At 42.0% G+C, this 17287-nt stretch carries 17 protein-coding genes and 1 other annotated feature; of the genes, 13 read left to right on the top strand and 4 right to left on the bottom strand.

Going from position 1 to position 17287, the window contains the following annotated elements:
• From QWT69_RS04605 to QWT69_RS04620, 4 genes are all read left to right on the top strand, one after another.
• Entirely contained in the window at nucleotides 1-1188 is a 1188-nt protein-coding gene (locus QWT69_RS04605; RefSeq protein WP_317970910.1) for a DUF418 domain-containing protein, read from the top strand.
• A gap of 93 nt (nucleotides 1189-1281) precedes the next feature.
• Nucleotides 1282-2181, top strand: coding sequence for a fumarylacetoacetate hydrolase family protein (locus QWT69_RS04610; RefSeq protein ID WP_317969441.1), 900 nt, complete (start codon nucleotides 1282-1284; stop codon nucleotides 2179-2181).
• Nucleotides 2182-2253: 72 nt separating this feature from the next.
• Nucleotides 2254-2628, top strand: a complete 375-nt coding sequence (locus QWT69_RS04615; protein ID WP_317969443.1) for a YisL family protein — start codon at nucleotides 2254-2256, stop codon at nucleotides 2626-2628.
• Nucleotides 2629-2965: 337 nt separating this feature from the next.
• Nucleotides 2966-4408 (top strand): alpha-amylase family glycosyl hydrolase, encoded by a 1443-nt coding sequence (locus tag QWT69_RS04620; protein ID WP_317969445.1) that lies wholly within the window; start codon nucleotides 2966-2968, stop codon nucleotides 4406-4408.
• Nucleotides 4409-4464: 56 nt separating this feature from the next.
• On the opposite strand, the gene QWT69_RS04625 is transcribed toward QWT69_RS04620, so the two are convergent.
• Together QWT69_RS04625 and QWT69_RS04630 are read right to left on the bottom strand one after the other, a co-directional pair.
• A complete protein-coding gene (locus QWT69_RS04625; protein ID WP_317969447.1) occupies nucleotides 4465-5322 on the bottom strand; it encodes a DegV family protein in 858 nt (285 codons plus the stop codon).
• A gap of 10 nt (nucleotides 5323-5332) precedes the next feature.
• The gene (locus tag QWT69_RS04630) at nucleotides 5333-6154 is read right to left on the bottom strand and encodes a Cof-type HAD-IIB family hydrolase (protein WP_317970912.1); all 822 of its coding nucleotides are present in this window, start codon (nucleotides 6152-6154) and stop codon (nucleotides 5333-5335) included.
• Nucleotides 6155-6342: 188 nt separating this feature from the next.
• Here QWT69_RS04630 and QWT69_RS04635 point away from each other — a divergent pair, with 188 nt between their 5' ends.
• The 3 genes from QWT69_RS04635 (at nucleotide 6343) to QWT69_RS04645 (ending at nucleotide 9753) form a co-directional block, all read left to right on the top strand.
• The gene (locus tag QWT69_RS04635; RefSeq protein WP_317969449.1) at nucleotides 6343-7104 is read left to right on the top strand and encodes a prolyl oligopeptidase family serine peptidase; all 762 of its coding nucleotides are present in this window, start codon (nucleotides 6343-6345) and stop codon (nucleotides 7102-7104) included.
• 49 nt (nucleotides 7105-7153) lie between these two features.
• Complete coding sequence (locus QWT69_RS04640) at nucleotides 7154-7462, top strand: metal-sulfur cluster assembly factor (protein ID WP_317969451.1); 309 nt, start codon at nucleotides 7154-7156, stop codon at nucleotides 7460-7462.
• A 155-nt stretch (nucleotides 7463-7617) separates the two neighbouring features.
• Nucleotides 7618-9753 carry an ATP-dependent Clp protease ATP-binding subunit gene (locus QWT69_RS04645; RefSeq protein ID WP_317970914.1) on the top strand — a complete coding sequence of 712 codons (2136 nt, stop codon included), beginning with the start codon at nucleotides 7618-7620 and terminating at the stop codon, nucleotides 9751-9753.
• Between the two features lie 155 nt (nucleotides 9754-9908).
• On the opposite strand, the gene QWT69_RS04650 is transcribed toward QWT69_RS04645, so the two are convergent.
• On the bottom strand, nucleotides 9909-10094 hold the full coding sequence (locus QWT69_RS04650) for a DUF2929 family protein (protein WP_317969453.1): 186 nt from the start codon (nucleotides 10092-10094) through the stop codon (nucleotides 9909-9911).
• Between the two features lie 186 nt (nucleotides 10095-10280).
• On the opposite strand from QWT69_RS04650, the gene QWT69_RS04655 reads away from it, so the two are divergent.
• The 3 genes from QWT69_RS04655 (at nucleotide 10281) to QWT69_RS17360 (ending at nucleotide 12921) form a co-directional block, all read left to right on the top strand.
• A complete protein-coding gene (locus QWT69_RS04655) occupies nucleotides 10281-11213 on the top strand; it encodes a beta-ketoacyl-ACP synthase III (RefSeq protein WP_317969455.1) in 933 nt (310 codons plus the stop codon).
• A gap of 145 nt (nucleotides 11214-11358) precedes the next feature.
• Nucleotides 11359-12594, top strand: a complete 1236-nt coding sequence (gene fabF / locus QWT69_RS04660; RefSeq protein WP_317969457.1) for a beta-ketoacyl-ACP synthase II — start codon at nucleotides 11359-11361, stop codon at nucleotides 12592-12594.
• 108 nt (nucleotides 12595-12702) lie between these two features.
• Nucleotides 12703-12921, top strand: coding sequence for a YuzI family membrane protein (locus QWT69_RS17360; protein ID WP_488803660.1), 219 nt, complete (start codon nucleotides 12703-12705; stop codon nucleotides 12919-12921).
• On the opposite strand, the gene trpS is transcribed toward QWT69_RS17360, so the two are convergent.
• A complete protein-coding gene (trpS, locus tag QWT69_RS04665; RefSeq protein WP_317969459.1) occupies nucleotides 12878-13864 on the bottom strand; it encodes a tryptophan--tRNA ligase in 987 nt (328 codons plus the stop codon). The genes QWT69_RS17360 and trpS overlap by 44 nt on opposite strands.
• Before the next feature lie 50 nt (nucleotides 13865-13914).
• Nucleotides 13915-14142: a binding site (T-box leader), on the bottom strand.
• 183 nt (nucleotides 14143-14325) lie between these two features.
• Between trpS and QWT69_RS04670 the strand changes: the two genes are divergently transcribed.
• From QWT69_RS04670 to mecA, 3 genes are all read left to right on the top strand, one after another.
• Nucleotides 14326-15522: a putative glycoside hydrolase gene (locus tag QWT69_RS04670; RefSeq protein ID WP_317970916.1), complete on the top strand. Its 1197-nt coding sequence runs from the start codon at nucleotides 14326-14328 to the stop codon at nucleotides 15520-15522.
• A 379-nt stretch (nucleotides 15523-15901) separates the two neighbouring features.
• Nucleotides 15902-16300, top strand: coding sequence for a transcriptional regulator SpxA (gene spxA, locus QWT69_RS04675; protein WP_191694934.1), 399 nt, complete (start codon nucleotides 15902-15904; stop codon nucleotides 16298-16300).
• 310 nt (nucleotides 16301-16610) lie between these two features.
• Nucleotides 16611-17267: an adaptor protein MecA gene (mecA, locus tag QWT69_RS04680; RefSeq protein WP_317969462.1), complete on the top strand. Its 657-nt coding sequence runs from the start codon at nucleotides 16611-16613 to the stop codon at nucleotides 17265-17267.
• Nucleotides 17268-17287 lie beyond the last annotated feature (20 nt).

The following is a 17287-nucleotide window of genomic DNA, read 5'->3' on the forward strand; positions in this document are numbered from 1 at the left end:
GTGGCACCAACAATGATTGGAAAAAGAATAGAAGCATTGGATATGCTGCGAGGTTTCTCGCTTCTCGGGATTTTCATTGCCAATATGCTTGTGTTCCACTCACCTTATTTTTATATCGATCCACATACGTATTTCACGACGCCAAGTGACGTTATGTCATTCAAATTAGTAAATATATTTGTGGAAGCAAGTTTTTATCCGATATTTGCGATGATGTTCGGGTATGGATTGAATATGCAGTATGAGAAAGCGATCGCCGCTAATCGGCCGTATGCACCTCTTATGGCAAAACGAATGGGCATTTTGATGGCGTTTGGACTTATTCACGCACTGTTCATTTGGTCGGGCGACATCTTGTTTACGTATGCATTGATGGGTTTCATCATGATTATCGTTGTACGCATTCCGAAAAAATGGCTTATGCCGCTTGCGGTGCTTGTTTATGCGATCCCAACAGGGCTGCTTATAACAGGGACATACTTCTTGACAAAAGCAGCGCCTGGAAAACTAATGGAAGGGTTTGCGGATATCCAGCAGATTGAGCGTGCGATTACGGCATACGGCCACGGCTCATATGGAGAAGCGCTCGCTTTCCGCGTGACAGAGTGGTTGCTTATCGGTTTGCCTTCCGTTTTCATGGGCGTGTTTATGGTACTTCCGTTAATCATAATCGGTACTGCTTTTTCGAAATATAAACTGTTTGAACGTGCGGCAGAGTGGAAAGGCCGGATTGCCATCGTGACAATAATTGCGTTGGCAATCGGCGTTACATTGAAATCATTGCCGTATATGGATGTGAATGCCTATTACAATACGCTGATTCAGCAATTAGTCGGCGGCCCGATTTTGGCGCTCGGTTATGCAGGCCTTATCATTCTGCTTTGTCAGATCGGTCTGTTCTTGACGGTTTTCAGACCAATCGCTAGCGCAGGCCGCATGTCACTAACAACCTATTTAAGTCAGTCGATCATCGCTACATTGTTGTTCAATCATTACGGAGCAGGATTGTACGGGAAAGTCGATATTGAGACAGGTACATTAATGGCTGTCGGTATCTTCGTCTTGCAAGTGATTTTTGCCCAACTATGGTTTATGAAATTTAAGATGGGCCCGTTTGAATGGATCTGGCGTAAAGGAACATATGGGAAGAATTTGACGAAAAAAGAGGATAATGCACAATTGTTGTAGAAAAGAAAGAGGACAGAAAAGATAGGGATCGGTTGGACAACTATGCATTGACTGTCAAAAGTGAACTACACATTAGGAAGGATGGGCTTGTACATGAAACTGTTATCGTTCCGGTATGAAGGGAAAACATTATTTGGTCCCAAAGTGAAAAAAGAGGAAGCGGTCTGGAATGTGTCCGCCATTGCTGAAGCTGTCGGCGATCAAGATTTCCCTTCAACAATTATTGAAGGCATCGAACAAGGTCTGCAGTTTGTTGAGAAAATGCGCAAACTGGCTGAACAAGCACAGACGTTAGAAAATCCGGAGCAGTTCAAATATGACTTTTCATCAATCGAGTGGCTATCGCCAATTCCACGCACGCCGAAAAATGTCTTGTGCGTCGGTAAAAACTATGCAGATCATGCAGCGGAAATGGGTGGAGACGCTCCGCCTGAAAAACTGATGATCTTTACGAAGGCACCAACTGCAATTGCTGCGGATGAACAAGATCTTCCTGTTCACGCTGCTATTACGGAGAACCTTGATTATGAAGGGGAATTAGCGATTGTCATTAGTAAAAAAGGATCCAACATACCGAAACAGCTGGCGTATGACCATATTTTTGGCTATACAATCGCAAATGATGTGACAGCACGTGATGTGCAATACGCGCACAAGCAATTTTTCCTTGGTAAAAGCCTAGATGGTTCATGCCCGATGGGTCCGTATATCGTCACGAAAGATGAAATTCCGAAGCCGCAAAACCTTTCGATTGTAACGAAAGTGAACGATGAGGTCCGTCAAAATGGCAATACGGCCGATATGATTTTTAAAGTTGATGAACTGATTGCAGAAATCTCGAAATATGTAACACTTGAAGCAGGAGATGTCATTTTAACAGGCACGCCTGCGGGAGTCGGAAAAGGGATGAACCCGCCGACATTCTTGAAATCCGGTGATACTGTAAAAATTTCAGTCGAAGGAATTGGAACGCTTGTGAACCGATTCAAATGAGCTGAATTCCTATTGGAACGAGTTATTGTGTGATAATATTAGAGGGTAGTTACTATAAATGAGGTGAAACGTTTGGACTTTTTATCAAACACAACCCATTTTCATATTTTCACATGGGTTGTCGGCATTATCGTATTTCTAGTATCCGCTGTAATGGCAAAAGGATCTAAAGGGAAGAAAATTACACATATGATCGCGCGTCTATTCTATGTGCTTATCCTTATCTCTGGCGTTTTCCTTTTCATCAAAGGAATGGATTACGGAAAAGGCATGGAATACGGCTTCAAGTTCTTGCTTGGCCTATTGACAATCGGTATGATGGAAATGGTTTTAGTACGTTCGGAAAAAGGAAAGAAAGTAACAACGTTCTGGATTTTGTTCTTTGTCTTCCTATTTTTAACAATGTTCCTCGGTTTTAAATTGCCGATGGGTATTGAACTGTTCTAATCAACCGTTAACCAACGGAAAGGAGATGGACAAATGGCAATCGGTTCAGGTGCACTCTTATTACTGTTGCTTTTCGTAATGATGGCCCTGTTTGCGATATCCGTCATTATCTCTTTCCGTAAATCACGTAACAATGTTGATGAAGATTAATAAAGAATCCGTCGATGCATATTCGACGGATTCTTTTAATTTGCTGAATTTAATCGAGATTCGAATTCAATCTTTCACAAATTAGACTCATTTTTAATCGCATCGTGCATTTTTTATTTCATTACATGGCGGCGAACAGTTCCTTTTGTTAAAATGGCTACAGATAGCTTGTTAGGGAGGACTCTTTTTGAAAATCAGACAATTGGTTGGCTTGGCCGCCATTATTTTATTATGCATCACATCTGTAATGCCAGCAGCTGTTTCTGCAGACACCGGTAAGAACCTGGAAAACGAAAGTATTTATGATTTGCTCGTAGACCGTTTCAACAATGGTGACCGCTCAAATGACGTAGACGTCAACACACAAGATCGACATGCGTTTAATGGTGGGGACTTTATCGGGATTCAAGCACGTCTGCAACATATTCTTGATATGAATTTCACGGTTGTTTCCATTGGTCCAATATTTAAAACTGAAACGTATGATGGCAATCAAGTCTTGACGTACGATGAACTCGAACCGCATTTTGGTACGCAAGAAGAATTCCACAAACTTGTGAAAGAGATCCATGATAAGAAGTTAAAGGTCATTGCAGATTTCCCGATGGGACAAGTGAGTGCAGATCATGTTTGGACGAAGGAAAATAAGTCTAAATTCATCTACTCTGCGAATGGTACAGTTGACTGGGATACAAAAGATCCGGCTGTCCGTGAAGCGCTGATTGATGCGGTTACGAATTTCGTTTCAACATACGATTTGGATGGTATTCGACTCACAAAGATTGAAGGTATTGAGAAGGCCTTTCTGAATGAGATGATTGCAGCAATCCATACAGCGCAAGAAGGAGCTTACGTCATTACAAATGAGGAAAGCGATGCAGATTTTGACTTGACGCCTAGCGTTGAAAAAATGGATGTGCTCCATCAGTCCTTTACAAAAACCGATGCAGACTCTTCACATATCGACTATTTTCTTGAAAATAGCGATAAGCATATTATCCAGCTAGATGATTTAACAGGACCGCGTTTAACATACGATATGGTCGAAGCGAGAATGTTCCCTCCGACAAGATGGAAAGTGGCGGCGACAGCATTATTCACGTTGCCGGGTATTCCACTTATGACATACGGAACGGAAATTGCTGTCAACGGGAAGGAAGCACCTGACAGCCACCCGTTGTTCAACTTCAAAACGGATATGGAGTTTAAAGAGCTAATTGGGAACTTGAACTTGTTGCGCAACAAATCGGACACCATTCGTAACGGTGAGTTCAAAATGCTTTATAACAAAGACGGATTTATGATCTATACGCGATCCTCCGAAGAAGAAACATGGATGATTGCCGTTAATAACACATCTAAGACAGTACATGTAGACATTCCTGCTGAAGAAATCGGTGTCAATAAAAAATTGCGCGGCGTATTGAACCAAGATTTGATTAGAGAATCTGATGACGGTCTTTTCCGCGTCGTACTCGACAGAGAATTGGCGGAAGTCTATATTGCGGATGAAGATAAAGGATTCAATACACCCTATCTCATCGCATCTCTTCTCGTCTATATCATCTTTTTAACATTCTTGTTCCTTGTCATCAAAAAAGGAAGAGAAAGAAGACGCGACAAAAAGTAAATAAAAAATGCCTTTTCAACGTAGACCGCAATCTCGTTGAAAAGGCATTTTTTTAATTAGTCGGTATTGAGTTTATTCAAAAAGAACAGGGCAATTGTGCCTGGTCCAGCATGTGAGCCGATAACGGAACCAATCATATGAATATCAATGCTCTTCGGTTTGAACCGCTCCTCGATCATCGTTTTCACTTCAAGTGCAGTTTCCATATCGTCTCCGTGGCTAATTGCAATTCGCTGTTCCGATAAGTTCACTCCACGTTCATCCATCAAATCCATCATTCGTCTGAATACTTTTTTACGTCCGCGGTGTTTTTCGATGGGCACGAGCTTGCCGCTTTCGACATGTAATAATGGCTTAATATTGAGTAATCCGCCAATGAAAGCACTCGCTTTGGATACACGTCCGCCTTTTGCAAGATAATCAAGATCTTCGACAGTAAACAAATGCTCCATATGTGCGGCCATATGACGAATCTTCCGTTCAATCGACCGGACGTCTTCACCCGCGTCACGTAGTCGCACGGCTTCTTTGACAAGTAACCCGTAGCCTGCAGAAGCGCAGCGGGAGTCGATAATAATCATGTTCATAGAAGGATTGCCTTCTTTAACCTGATCCCGCATCATCACCGCTGTGTTATATGTTCCTGACAATTCGGAAGAGAAGGCAATGTACAAACCATCCTCGTCTGACTTGGCAAGTTCCTTCCATTTGGAAAGAAGGTACTCGGGGGAAGCTTGTGATGTTTTAGGATGCTTTCCGTCACGGATCGCGTCAAACACTTCTTTTGAATCAATTTCAATGACGTCCGCATACTCATCCTGACCGATTAAAACCGATAAAGGAATGAGCGTTACATCATTGTCGTCAAAAAACGACTTTGGCAAATCAGAACCACTATCTGCAAAAATTCTCATTTCATATCCCTCACTTTATATGTTTTGTTAATAGTAATCTCTCGTTTAATACTTCCGCGATCCCGTCTTCATTGTTTGAAAGCGTCACTTCATTTGCAATGGATTTCAACCGATCAATCCCATTTCCCATGGCGACACCGTGTCCTGCATAATCAATCATTTCAAGGTCATTATCTTCATCACCGAAAGCAATAATACGTTCTTTCGGGATATGAAGCCATTTGGCAACTTGTGAAATGCCAACTGCCTTATGCAAACCGTGTCGGACGATTTCGATAATGTCAAAAGGCGCTCCCCAACGTCTATGGTCAATCACTTCCGCGTGTACGTCGGCCAAGTGTTTGCGGATCGGTTCGACATGAGGGGAATCTGCCTGGATTAGCAAACTTGTTGGCTCAACGCGTAAGGATGTACGAATATCGCCTTGTGTAATGACGGGATTCCCAAATGTCAAAATATCCATGATTTTTTCATCGTGATATTGCATATACACATCATCCATGACTTCGGCAACGATATTATGAAATCGATAATCTTGCATTGCATCGACAACATCATTCACTACAGGCAATGAAATCGTTTCATGGAAAGTCTGCCACGAACGGTCTTTTGGATGGTGGACAAATGCTCCATTGAAATTTACAATCGGTGTCTTCAAACCTAGTTGATGATAGTAGGTAGAACTGGCCCGGTACGGTCTTCCTGTAGCAATCATTACATAATGTCCTTGCTCTTCGGCAAGTTTTAATGTGTGCGCAGTTTTTTCTGAAATGATTTTTTCATCTGTTAGTAATGTCCCATCCAGATCGAGGACGATTAGATGCGGTTTCATCATTTAGCCCCCTTATGAAAATAGGCATAATCCACATAGGGATAATGCGTACTAATGAGATATTGTCCTAGTATCTAGTTTAGCGTTATCCATAGGAGCAAGTCAAAAAATTCCGTCATAGAAGTGTACTTTTTGTTTTTCTAGTAAAACTTTGTTACGATTTAGAAAACGATATAGAAGGTGCTTGCATGATTGTTAAAGAGGAAAATTGGGGTTCAATCCCTTTATTAAATATTGTAGATGAAAGCCATGATGCGAGCGATCTTCCGACAGTGATTTTCTTGCACGGGTTTACAAGTGCGAAAGAGCATAATCTCCATTACGCATTCAACTTGGCGAAAAAAGGCGTCCGTGTCTTGTTGCCTGAAGCCCATTTGCACGGCGTACGAAGTGAAGATTTGGATGAAGTTCAACTAAGCCTCCGTTTTTGGGAGATTGTGCTAACATCGATTGAAGAGATGGCTGTCTTGCATGAAGAATTGCGCAAGCGGGGAGTTACCAAAATAGGTATGGCAGGCACGTCAATGGGTGGCATTACGACGCTCGGTTGCCTGACTGCGTATCCATGGATAGACGTCGCAGCCATTATGATGGGAACGCCAGGCTTTGTGGAACTTGCGAAAGCACAAATGTCGGAATTCGAAAGACGTGGTTTTAAGCTGCCAATTACCGATGAAGAACGCAAAACGCTGCTTAACACGCTGGGTATGTTTGACCTGACAAAGCAACGGGAAAAACTGAATCAGCGACCAGTGTTTTTCTGGCACGGTGAAAACGATACAACAGTGCCTTTTGCACCAACCCATAATTTTTATAAGGCGGCAAAGAAAGATTATGCTGAAATGCCTGAGCGGTTTGAGTTCATGACGGATAGTATTGCAGGACATGCTGTTACGCGTTCAGGAATGCTCAAGTCCGTAGATTGGCTCGCAAGTTATTTGAATGAATAGAGTAACCTTGCTATGATGAACATAGAATTGAACGGAAAGGGGAATTTCAATGAATGAAGATATGAAGGGCAGCCTAATGGGTGCGCTTGAAAACGTCATCGACCCGGAGCTCGGCGTTGACATAGTGAATTTGGGACTTGTTTATGATGTTGAATTGAACGAGGAAGAAACAGCTGTCGTTACAATGACGTTGACATCAATGGGCTGTCCGATGGGGCCGCAAATCGTTGCCAACATTAAACAAGAGCTTATGGAATTGCCTGAAGTAAAAGATGTAGATGTAAATATTGTCTGGAACCCGCCATGGTCCCGTGATAATATGTCGCGCTACGCGAAAATGGCACTTGGCGTGCGCTAATAGATTGGTTATGAAGACTGGATGACGTATTGTCATTCAGTCTTTTATTATAGAAAAAAACTGTGCGAATTGCTTTACTATGCACTAAAATCGTTTTATAATTGAATTAATCAAAGATAGTCAAAGTCAAATATATGAGGTGAGTGTTTATGAGAATGGACAGTACACAGGAAGACCAACGTACACCGCTTGAGCAATTTGGACGGAATCTTGTAGAAGATGTGAAAAACGGTAAAATGGATCCCGTCATTGGCCGGGATGAAGAAATCCGAAATGTTGTTCGAATTTTATCAAGAAAAACGAAGAACAATCCGGTCCTAATCGGTGAGCCGGGTGTCGGTAAAACGGCGATTGTCGAAGGGCTTGCACAACGTATTGTCAAAGGTGACGTTCCTGAAGGCTTAAAAGACCGTCAAATTTTCGAGTTGGATATGAGCTCATTGATCGCGGGTGCTAAATACCGCGGAGAATTTGAAGAACGATTAAAAGGTGTTCTGAAGCAAGTGAAGGACAGTGATGGAGAAATCATCCTTTTCATCGATGAAATCCATACAATCGTTGGAGCCGGTAAGACGGAAGGCGCGATGGATGCCGGCAATATGCTAAAACCGATGCTTGCGAGAGGCGAACTGTATTGTATCGGTGCGACAACACTCGATGAATACCGCATGTATATCGAAAAGGATCCTGCATTGGAGCGTCGTTTCCAACAGGTGCTTGTACGTGAGCCGTCAGTCGAAGATACGATTTCAATTTTACGTGGTTTAAAAGAGCGTTTTGAACTGCATCACGGTGTACGTATTCATGACCGTGCATTGGTGGCAGCGGCGACATTATCTGACCGTTATTTGACAGAACGATTCATGCCGGACAAAGCGATCGACTTAATGGATGAGGCAAGTGCGATGATTCGTACCGAAATAGACTCTATGCCGCAAGAATTGGATTCTGTCACACGCAGAATCATGCAACTTGAAATTGAGGAACAGGCACTCCGAAAAGAAAAGGATGCCATTAGTCAGACGCGGCTAGAAACGTTGCGTATCGAATTGCAGGAGTTAAAAGATTCTTCTGCAGACATGCGTGAACAATGGAACAAAGAAAAAGAAGCATTAAAAGGAATCCAAGCTAAACGTGAAGATTTAGATCGCTATAAGCGGGAATTGGAAGATGCCCAAAATCGGTCCGATTTGAACAAAGCGGCTGAATTGCAATACGGTAAAATTCCTAACTTGGAGAAAGAGCTTCATGAACTGGAAGCTTTGTTGAAAAGCAATGACGATAGCCGGTTGCTGCGGGAAGAAGTGACCGAAGACGAAATCGCGATGATTGTTGCACGATGGACTGGCATTCCAGTAACGAAACTTGTCGAAGGTGAACGCGATAAACTGCTCAGATTGCGTGAAACATTGGAAGAACGGGTCATTGGCCAAGACGATGCCGTTCAGCTCGTCACGGAAGCTGTCTGGCGTGCCCGCTCAGGCATTAAAGATCCGAACAAGCCAATCGGTTCGTTTTTGTTTCTTGGTCCGACAGGTGTCGGTAAAACGGAACTTGCCAAAACATTGGCTGCAACATTATTTGATTCCGAAGATCATTTCATCCGCATCGACATGTCCGAATACATGGAGAAACATAGCGTCTCCCGCCTCGTCGGTGCACCTCCAGGCTATATCGGTTATGAAGAGGGTGGACAATTGACGGAAGCCGTCCGCAGGAATCCCTACTCTGTCGTACTGTTAGATGAAATTGAAAAAGCGCATCCTGATGTCTCCAATATTTTGCTTCAAATTCTAGATGACGGTCGCATTACGGATAGTCAGGGAAGACTCGTCAACTTCACGAATACCGTCGTCATCATGACATCCAATATTGGCTCCGCTTATTTACTCAAAGGACAATTTGATTCTGATGAGCACGCAGCCGAAGATCTAGTCATGGCTGAATTACGAAGCCATTTTAAACCTGAACTATTGAACCGGATGGACGACATTATCATCTTCCATTCATTATCAGGCAACACATTCAGCTTGATTGCCCGTAAAATGCTAGAAGACCTCGTTAAGCGCGTTGACGAGCAAGACATTGACCTCACTTACACAGACGATGTTCTTGACTGGATCGTCCAGGAAGGAACAGACGCCGATTTTGGCGCAAGACCATTGAAGCGATTCATCCAGCGCTACATCGAAACAGCCGTAGCGAAAGAAATCATCAAAGGAGACCTGCTGGAAGGACAAAAATTGATGCTTTCTATGATTGATGGGCAACTGCAAGTGATAAAAAGCTGAGAAAATGAAAAACCGCTGCACCAGTCGGATGTGAAGACTGGCGTAGCGGTTTTTTTATGTACTTTTGTACTTGTAACGGTATGTTGATAGATTTGGCGAGCCATACAACACATCATACAAAAAACCGCCCCAATGAAAGGACGGTTTCCGTATAATTAAAGATCTGCTACTTCTCCATCTGGAATAATTGCTGAAATCACAATTATCATCACACCAAGTGCAACCGATGCGACAATTCCAGCCATAAAGTCAAACGTTGGAATGCCGGCAATCGATCCAGCAACATAGTTCAACATCGTCACTAGGAAGAATGCCCAGACAAATGCCATAATATATTTCATCAGAATCACCTCTACATAACTATTTCATCATTCATCATACCATAGCACAACTAAGCAATAAACTAAATTATGCATCCATCCTATATTGTTTGGCTAAATCGTGTCCGTATGTTGAAAAAAAACGTCAACTCTTCTATAATTAACACCAGGTACTAATAATAGATAATAAGGAACGGGGTATGTGAAATGAATGTAGGGATTATAGGCATCGGGAAATATGTTCCGCCGCATATTGTCACGAATAAAGACTTAGAAGCACGCATGGATACGACAGATGAATGGATCCGTACACGTACAGGCATTGAAGAACGACGGATAGCGGACGCTGATACAGATACATCAGACATGGCTTATCATGCAGCTGTCAGTGCGATAGAGAACTCAGGTCTTCATCATGAAGATATCGATATGATACTCGTAGCAACTGTTACAGGCGACAGACGATTCCCATCAGTGGCAACAATGATTCAAGAACGCCTGGGCATCGTTGGCTGTGCGGCAATGGATATTTCGGCGGCATGTGCAGGATTTATGTACGGAGTCGTGACGGCGAAACATTTCATCGACGCAGGCACTTATAAAAATATTTTAGTCGTGGGTGTCGAGAAACTTTCAAAAATTACTAATTGGGAAGACCGTAATACAGCAGTGCTTTTTGGTGATGGTGCTGGTGCTGCAGTTATTAGTGAAGTGAGTGAAGGTCGAGGAATTTTATCGTTTGAACTCGGTGCTGACGGAAGGGGCGGCAAACATCTGTATCAAGATGAATTCCTTCATATGAACGGCCGTGAAGTATTCAAATTTGCCGTCAGACAGATGGGTGAATCCGCTGTGAACGTTACTAAAAAAGCAGGTCTGACAACAGATGATGTCGATTACCTTATCCCGCACCAAGCAAATATACGAATTATGGAAGCATCCCGGGAACGTCTTGGATTGCCTGTTGAGAAAATGTCCAAAACCGTTCATAAATACGGCAATACGTCTGCAGCATCCATTCCGATTTCATTGGTGGATGATTTAGCAGAAGGTCGCGTGAAAGATGATGACATTATTGTTCTTGTCGGATTCGGCGGAGGACTTACTTGGGGTGCCCTTTGTATTAAATGGGGAAAATAATTGGTTAATGCTATATAATGTATAAGGATATGAAAACCTTTTGTTATTCTGATTGGCTAAGATTGTCTAAAAGGTTATAGTTTTGATGAAAATAACGATATTCAATTGATAATAATGAGATGGTAAATGAAGGGGAGATTTTAGAATGGAAAAACGTCGTGTTGTCGTCACAGGAGTCGGAGCTGTATCGCCGGTTGGTAATTCTGCAGAAGAATCTTGGGAAGCGGTATTGGCTGGAAAGTCCGGAATTGGCCCGCTTACAAGATTGGACAGTGATCAGTTTCCGGTGAAAGTGGCAGCAGAAGTGAAAGATTTTGATATTGAAACGTATTTATCACGAAAAGATGCTCGCAAAATGGATCGCTTTACGCATTATGCAATGGCAGCATCCATTATGGCGATGAAAGACGCTAATCTGGAGTTGGATGAAGAAACAGGTCTGCGGACAGGTGTATGGATCGGTTCAGGTATCGGTGGAATGGAAACGCATGAACAACAGTTCAAGATTTTCATGGAAAAAGGCTATCGACGTGTGAGTCCATTCTTCGTACCGATGATGATTCCTGACATGGCATCCGGTCAAGTATCCATCCATTTTGGCGCAAAAGGCATCAACTCATGTACGGTCACTGCTTGTGCATCGGGAACGAATTCAATTGGTGATGCATTTGAAGTCATCAAACGGGGAGACGCAGATGTTATGATCACGGGCGGTGCTGAAGCGCCAATTACAACGATGTCAGTGGCAGGCTTTTGTTCAAACACAGCATTGTCGTTGAACCCGGATCCTGCAACAGCTTCACGTCCTTTTGATAAAGAGCGCGATGGGTTTGTCATCGGAGAAGGTGCTGGTATCCTAATCCTTGAAGAATATGAACATGCGGTAAAGCGCGGAGCAAAAATCTATGCGGAGCTAGTCGGTTATGGTTCTACAGGAGACGCTCATCATATTACAGCTCCAGCACCAGAAGGCGAAGGTGGAGCGCGTGCAATGATTCAGGCGCTGGAAGAAGCAGAAATTTCTCCGGACAAAATCGATTATATTAACGCACACGGGACAAGTACGCCTTATAATGATTTATTCGAAACAATGGCAGCTAAGACGGTCTTTGGCGAACACGCATACAAACTTGCGATGAGCTCGACGAAATCGATGACAGGCCATCTCCTTGGCGCTGCAGGTGGACTTGAAGCGATCTTCACAGTGAAAGCACTGGAAGAAGGAATTTTGCCACCGACAATGAATTATGTAAATGCGGATCCCGATTGTGATTTGGATTATGTGCCGAATGAAGCTAGAAAAGCCGAAATCCATTATGCAATGAGTAATTCACTCGGTTTCGGTGGTCATAATGCATCCCTTGTTTTCAAGAAAATCTAATCTACCAATAGATACCTTAAAATAGCAAATAGGAAAGCTCCCCTTTTGGACATTCTAAAAGGGGAGCTTTCATTCATATAGTGGACGAAAAGCAAAAGGGCGATGTATATGACGAGAGTATTCATCTTCTTAATTAGTTATGGACTAATTGTCGTTACTGTTTCACATATGATTTTCTATTTCAACTATATCTCATTAGGCTATAGTTGGAAGCAAATCTTTCTTTTCATTATTCAAACCGCGGACTTCGCATTGTTCATCATGGCAGTAATCCTACTGATGCTCAGCGTCTTCGCCCGAGGCCCATCGCAGTCTCCATTTTTTTGAAGGTAGCGGATGCGATTTCATTCGCTTTTTCAGCGCCTTTATCCAAATAGTCATCAAGTTCTGTTGAATTGAGAAGTTCTTCGTATCGTTTTTGGATGGGTGTTAAATGGTTGATGACCGCTTCCGCAACACTTGCTTTAAATGCGCCGTATCCAAGTCCTTCGTATTTTGCTTCCAAGTCAGCGATCGACACATCTGTCAATGCGGACTCAATTATGAGTAAGTTCGAAACGCCTGGCTTATTTTCGACGTCAAATTTCACGATGCCTTCAGAGTCCGTAACGGCACTTTTGATTTTCTTTTCGATTTCCTTCGGTGTATCAAGCAAAGATATGGTTCCTTTTTTATTGGGATCCGATTTGCTCATTTTCTTTAATGGATCTTGCAATGACTTAATGCGCGCGCCGTTTTTCGGAATGCGTACTTCAGGTACTGTCAGTATTTTACCGTAGCGATTGTTAAAACGTTCTGCCAAATCACGTGTCAGTTCAACATGTTGTTTCTGGTCATCGCCGACAGGAACGATGTCAGTGTTATAAATCAGGATATCTGCAGCCATTAATGGTGGGTACGTAAGAAGGGCAGCAGATACACCTTCTTTTCCGTCAGACTTATCTTTGAACTGTGTCATCCTTTCAAGTTCACCAATATATGAAATACATTGCATCATCCATCCTGCTTGCACATGTGCCGGCACTTCAGATTGAATGAACAAAACGGATTTGTCCGGATCTATGCCACTTGCGATATAGATGGCTGCTAAAGAACGAATGGTTTTTGATAATTCATCCGGATCCTGCTGAACGGTAATTGCATGCTGGTCTACGATACAAAAAAGACAATCATACTCATGCTGCAACTCTGTAAATTGCTTAAACGCACCGATATAATTACCTAACGTCACTGTTCCTGTAGGCTGTACGCCTGAAAAAATAGTTTTCATAATAACTCCTCCTAAAAATGAATGACAAAAAAACATCAGCCATCCCTTGTGAAAGGGACGACTGATGCTGATCAACCGTGGTACCACCCGAATTAGCCCGCTAGCAGGCCACTCTGAACCCATAACGCGGGCTACGTGATCGGCTACACGGGATGCAAGTGCATCCTTTCGCAGACCCAGCTCGGGAATCCAATTCCTCTTGACGACATGCCTGTTTTCACCACCACAGGCTCTCTGGAATGTCGGCACAAGAGTACTCTTTCCGTCTGTGCTTTTAACAGATAATTGATAAGAGTATAATACGAACGGAACAATAATGCAACTAAGTAAGTGGGTATATCTTGATTTCGCATTATCCAAGGTTTTTCGACAATAAATTATGGGAATACACATAATACCCTATTCAATCGTTTTTCCCTTTGCTAGAATGTATGATAGAGAGGAAGTGCATTATGAAAAAGATGAAATTTATCAGCTCCTTATTACTTGCTGGAGCGATTGCTATACCGCAAGTTGCGCAAGCTGAAGAGTCAGTTTCGACTATTGAATTTGCTGAACGTACATATGGATTTGAAATGATCGAAGAACAACTGGTAGCAAGTTCCAAACTATACCGATATGATTCCGGTTTAACATTCGACTATCCGGATGCGGTTAGAGGAATCTACGTGACGGGTCATTCTGCGGGCGGTGCGAGATTTGAACGCTTATTGAAATTACTGAATACAACCGATTTGAATGCTATGGTTATCGATATTAAGGATGATTACGGAAACCTGACATATAAACCTGGCGAGGATTCCAAGTTTTTTGGGAGTGAAATCGGAAAACCGTACATAAAAGATCCACATCAAATGCTCGAAACACTTGAAGCTGAGAAAGTATATCCAATAGCGAGAATTGTCGTCTTCAAAGATAGTGTTTTGGCGGAGCAGAAACCAGAACTTTCATTCATGGATGGCAATGAAGTTTGGAAAAATGGCAGGGGAGAAGCTTTTGTCAATCCGTTTATGAAAGAAGTATGGGATCATAATATCGACATTGCAATTGAAGCTGCTAAAATGGGCTTCCAGGAAATTCAATTTGACTATGTGCGTTTCCCTGAAGGATTTGAAAAACGTCACGACACACTCAAATTTTCGATGGATGACTATACAGATTCAGATCTGGATCCAGTTCAACGAAGAGTTGAAGCCGTCACGGATTTTGTAGCTTATGCAAAAGAACAACTGAAACCATATGATGTAGACGTTTCAGTCGATATATTCGGTTATTCTGCAACATTGCCGGAAGCGCCTGGAATCGGCCAGAACTTCTCTAAAATTTCGGAGAATGTGGATGTTATTTCTTCTATGATTTATCCGAGTCACTGGACATCGTATTTTGGAATCGCGAAACCGGATCTTGAGCCATACAAACTTGTCGCTGAATATGCGAAAGTTGAAAATGCAAAACTTGGTGAATTAGAAAATCCGCCTATTTCACGCCCGTGGTTGCAAGATTTCAGCGCACCTTGGTTAGGATCTGGCAATTTCCTTCGATACGGTAAAAACGAAGTAGAAGCTCAAATTAAAGCATTGAAAGACAATGGAATCGATGAATATCTTTTATGGAATGCTGGAAATAATTACACAGAAGGCGTCAATTTTAAACAATGATACTCATTTCCGGGAGATATATACGTTTCCCGGAAATTTTTCTGCGTTTTATGAAACTTTTTCCTATGCTATTTCGTACTACTGTATAAGGAACAAAAATTCTAAATGAGAAAATCTTTTTTGAAATGAAGATGTTTATAAAAATATTCCAGCGGGTATAGTACTACAAGGAATATAAAACAGATCTTAATTCGTTATAAACTCAATAATATTGCGGAAATGTGACAATGTAGAACCACTTTTCACTTTGTTGTTAAAAAGTGTATTCATTGAGAATGAATATGTGTATAATAAGAGTTGAGAACAGTAATTTAAAATTATTCTAATTTAGTTTTACTAATACAAATTGGGCAAGCAGAATGAAAGGAAGTGTCAGCGAATGGGAGTTACACTATTTACCTCACCTAGTTGCACATCATGTAGAAAAGCAAAGGCATGGTTAGAAGAGCATGACATACCATACTCCGAGCGTAATATATTTTCAGAACCATTGAATATTGATGAAATCAAACAAATTCTCCGCATGACGGAAGATGGTACTGATGAAATTATTTCAACTCGTTCTAAGATTTTCCAAAAACTGAATGTGGATGTTGAAAGTTTACCTCTACAACGGTTATATGAATTAATCCAAGAACATCCAGGTCTTTTGAGAAGACCAATCATACTAGATGAAAAAAGACTTCAGGTAGGGTATAATGAAGATGAAATCAGACGCTTCCTACCGAGAAAAGTTAGGGCCTATCAGCTGCTTGAAGCGCGGCGTATGGTTAACTAATAGAACAATTAATAAAGCTGATAGGGAGTTGACGGGCGTTTCGCCATGATCCTATCAGCTTTTTTTATCCAATTTTGGCGGAATTTCCGTCTAAAAGGTCCATCGAGAAGCGGTTTTTCAAAAACATAAACAATTCTATTCCTTGCTTTGCAGGCGGATGTTCTCTACAATTCTAATATCATGAGACCATCTATGAGGAAACCCTTTCAAAAACACGAGGGCGGTCATATAGTAAGTGTAAGCATTGCAGGATACATGCAAAATAAGAAATGGGCAATTAGCCTGTTCGCAGGGAAGGGAGAGAGTAGGGATGGAAATAGAGCGTGTCAATGATAATACCGTAAAGTTTTATTTATCGTATGTAGACATAGAGGAACGAGGTTTTACACGGGAAGAAGTGTGGTATAACCGTGATAAAAGCGAAGAGCTATTCTGGGAAATGATGGACGAAGTGAATGATGAGACCGAGTTTGAAATCGAAGGTCCATTATGGATTCAAGTCCATGCGATGAATAATGGAATTGAAGTCACCGTTACCCGTGCCCAGTTATCAGATGAAGAAGGTTCTGAGGAAAATTTCGGAATGGTTGATCCACGCAAGCATTATCACCCTGATCCGTCAATGTTCGAAGATCCCGAAAAGCTTATGAGTGAATTGAATGATGAGCCTGTCATGTGGGATTCCGATATGTTTGTTTTTGATGAGTTTGAAAATCTTATCCAACTGTCCAAAAAAGAACTTCCATATGCAGTCGAGACATCTCTCTATTCATTCGAAGATAAATTCTATATGCATGTCATTTTTGATGAAGAGCAGATGACGGACGATGATAAATCTGACTACTGCAGCATCGTTTCAGAATATGGCATCGTTTCACAAATAACGATTCATCGATTAGAGGAATACGGTAAAATCATTATCGACTCCGATGTTATGTCGACAATTGAAACATTTTTCAGCGAATGATTTCTGTGAATGATACTTCT

The organism is Sporosarcina oncorhynchi, assembly GCF_033304615.1.
Lineage (GTDB): Bacteria > Bacillota > Bacilli > Bacillales_A > Planococcaceae > Sporosarcina > Sporosarcina oncorhynchi.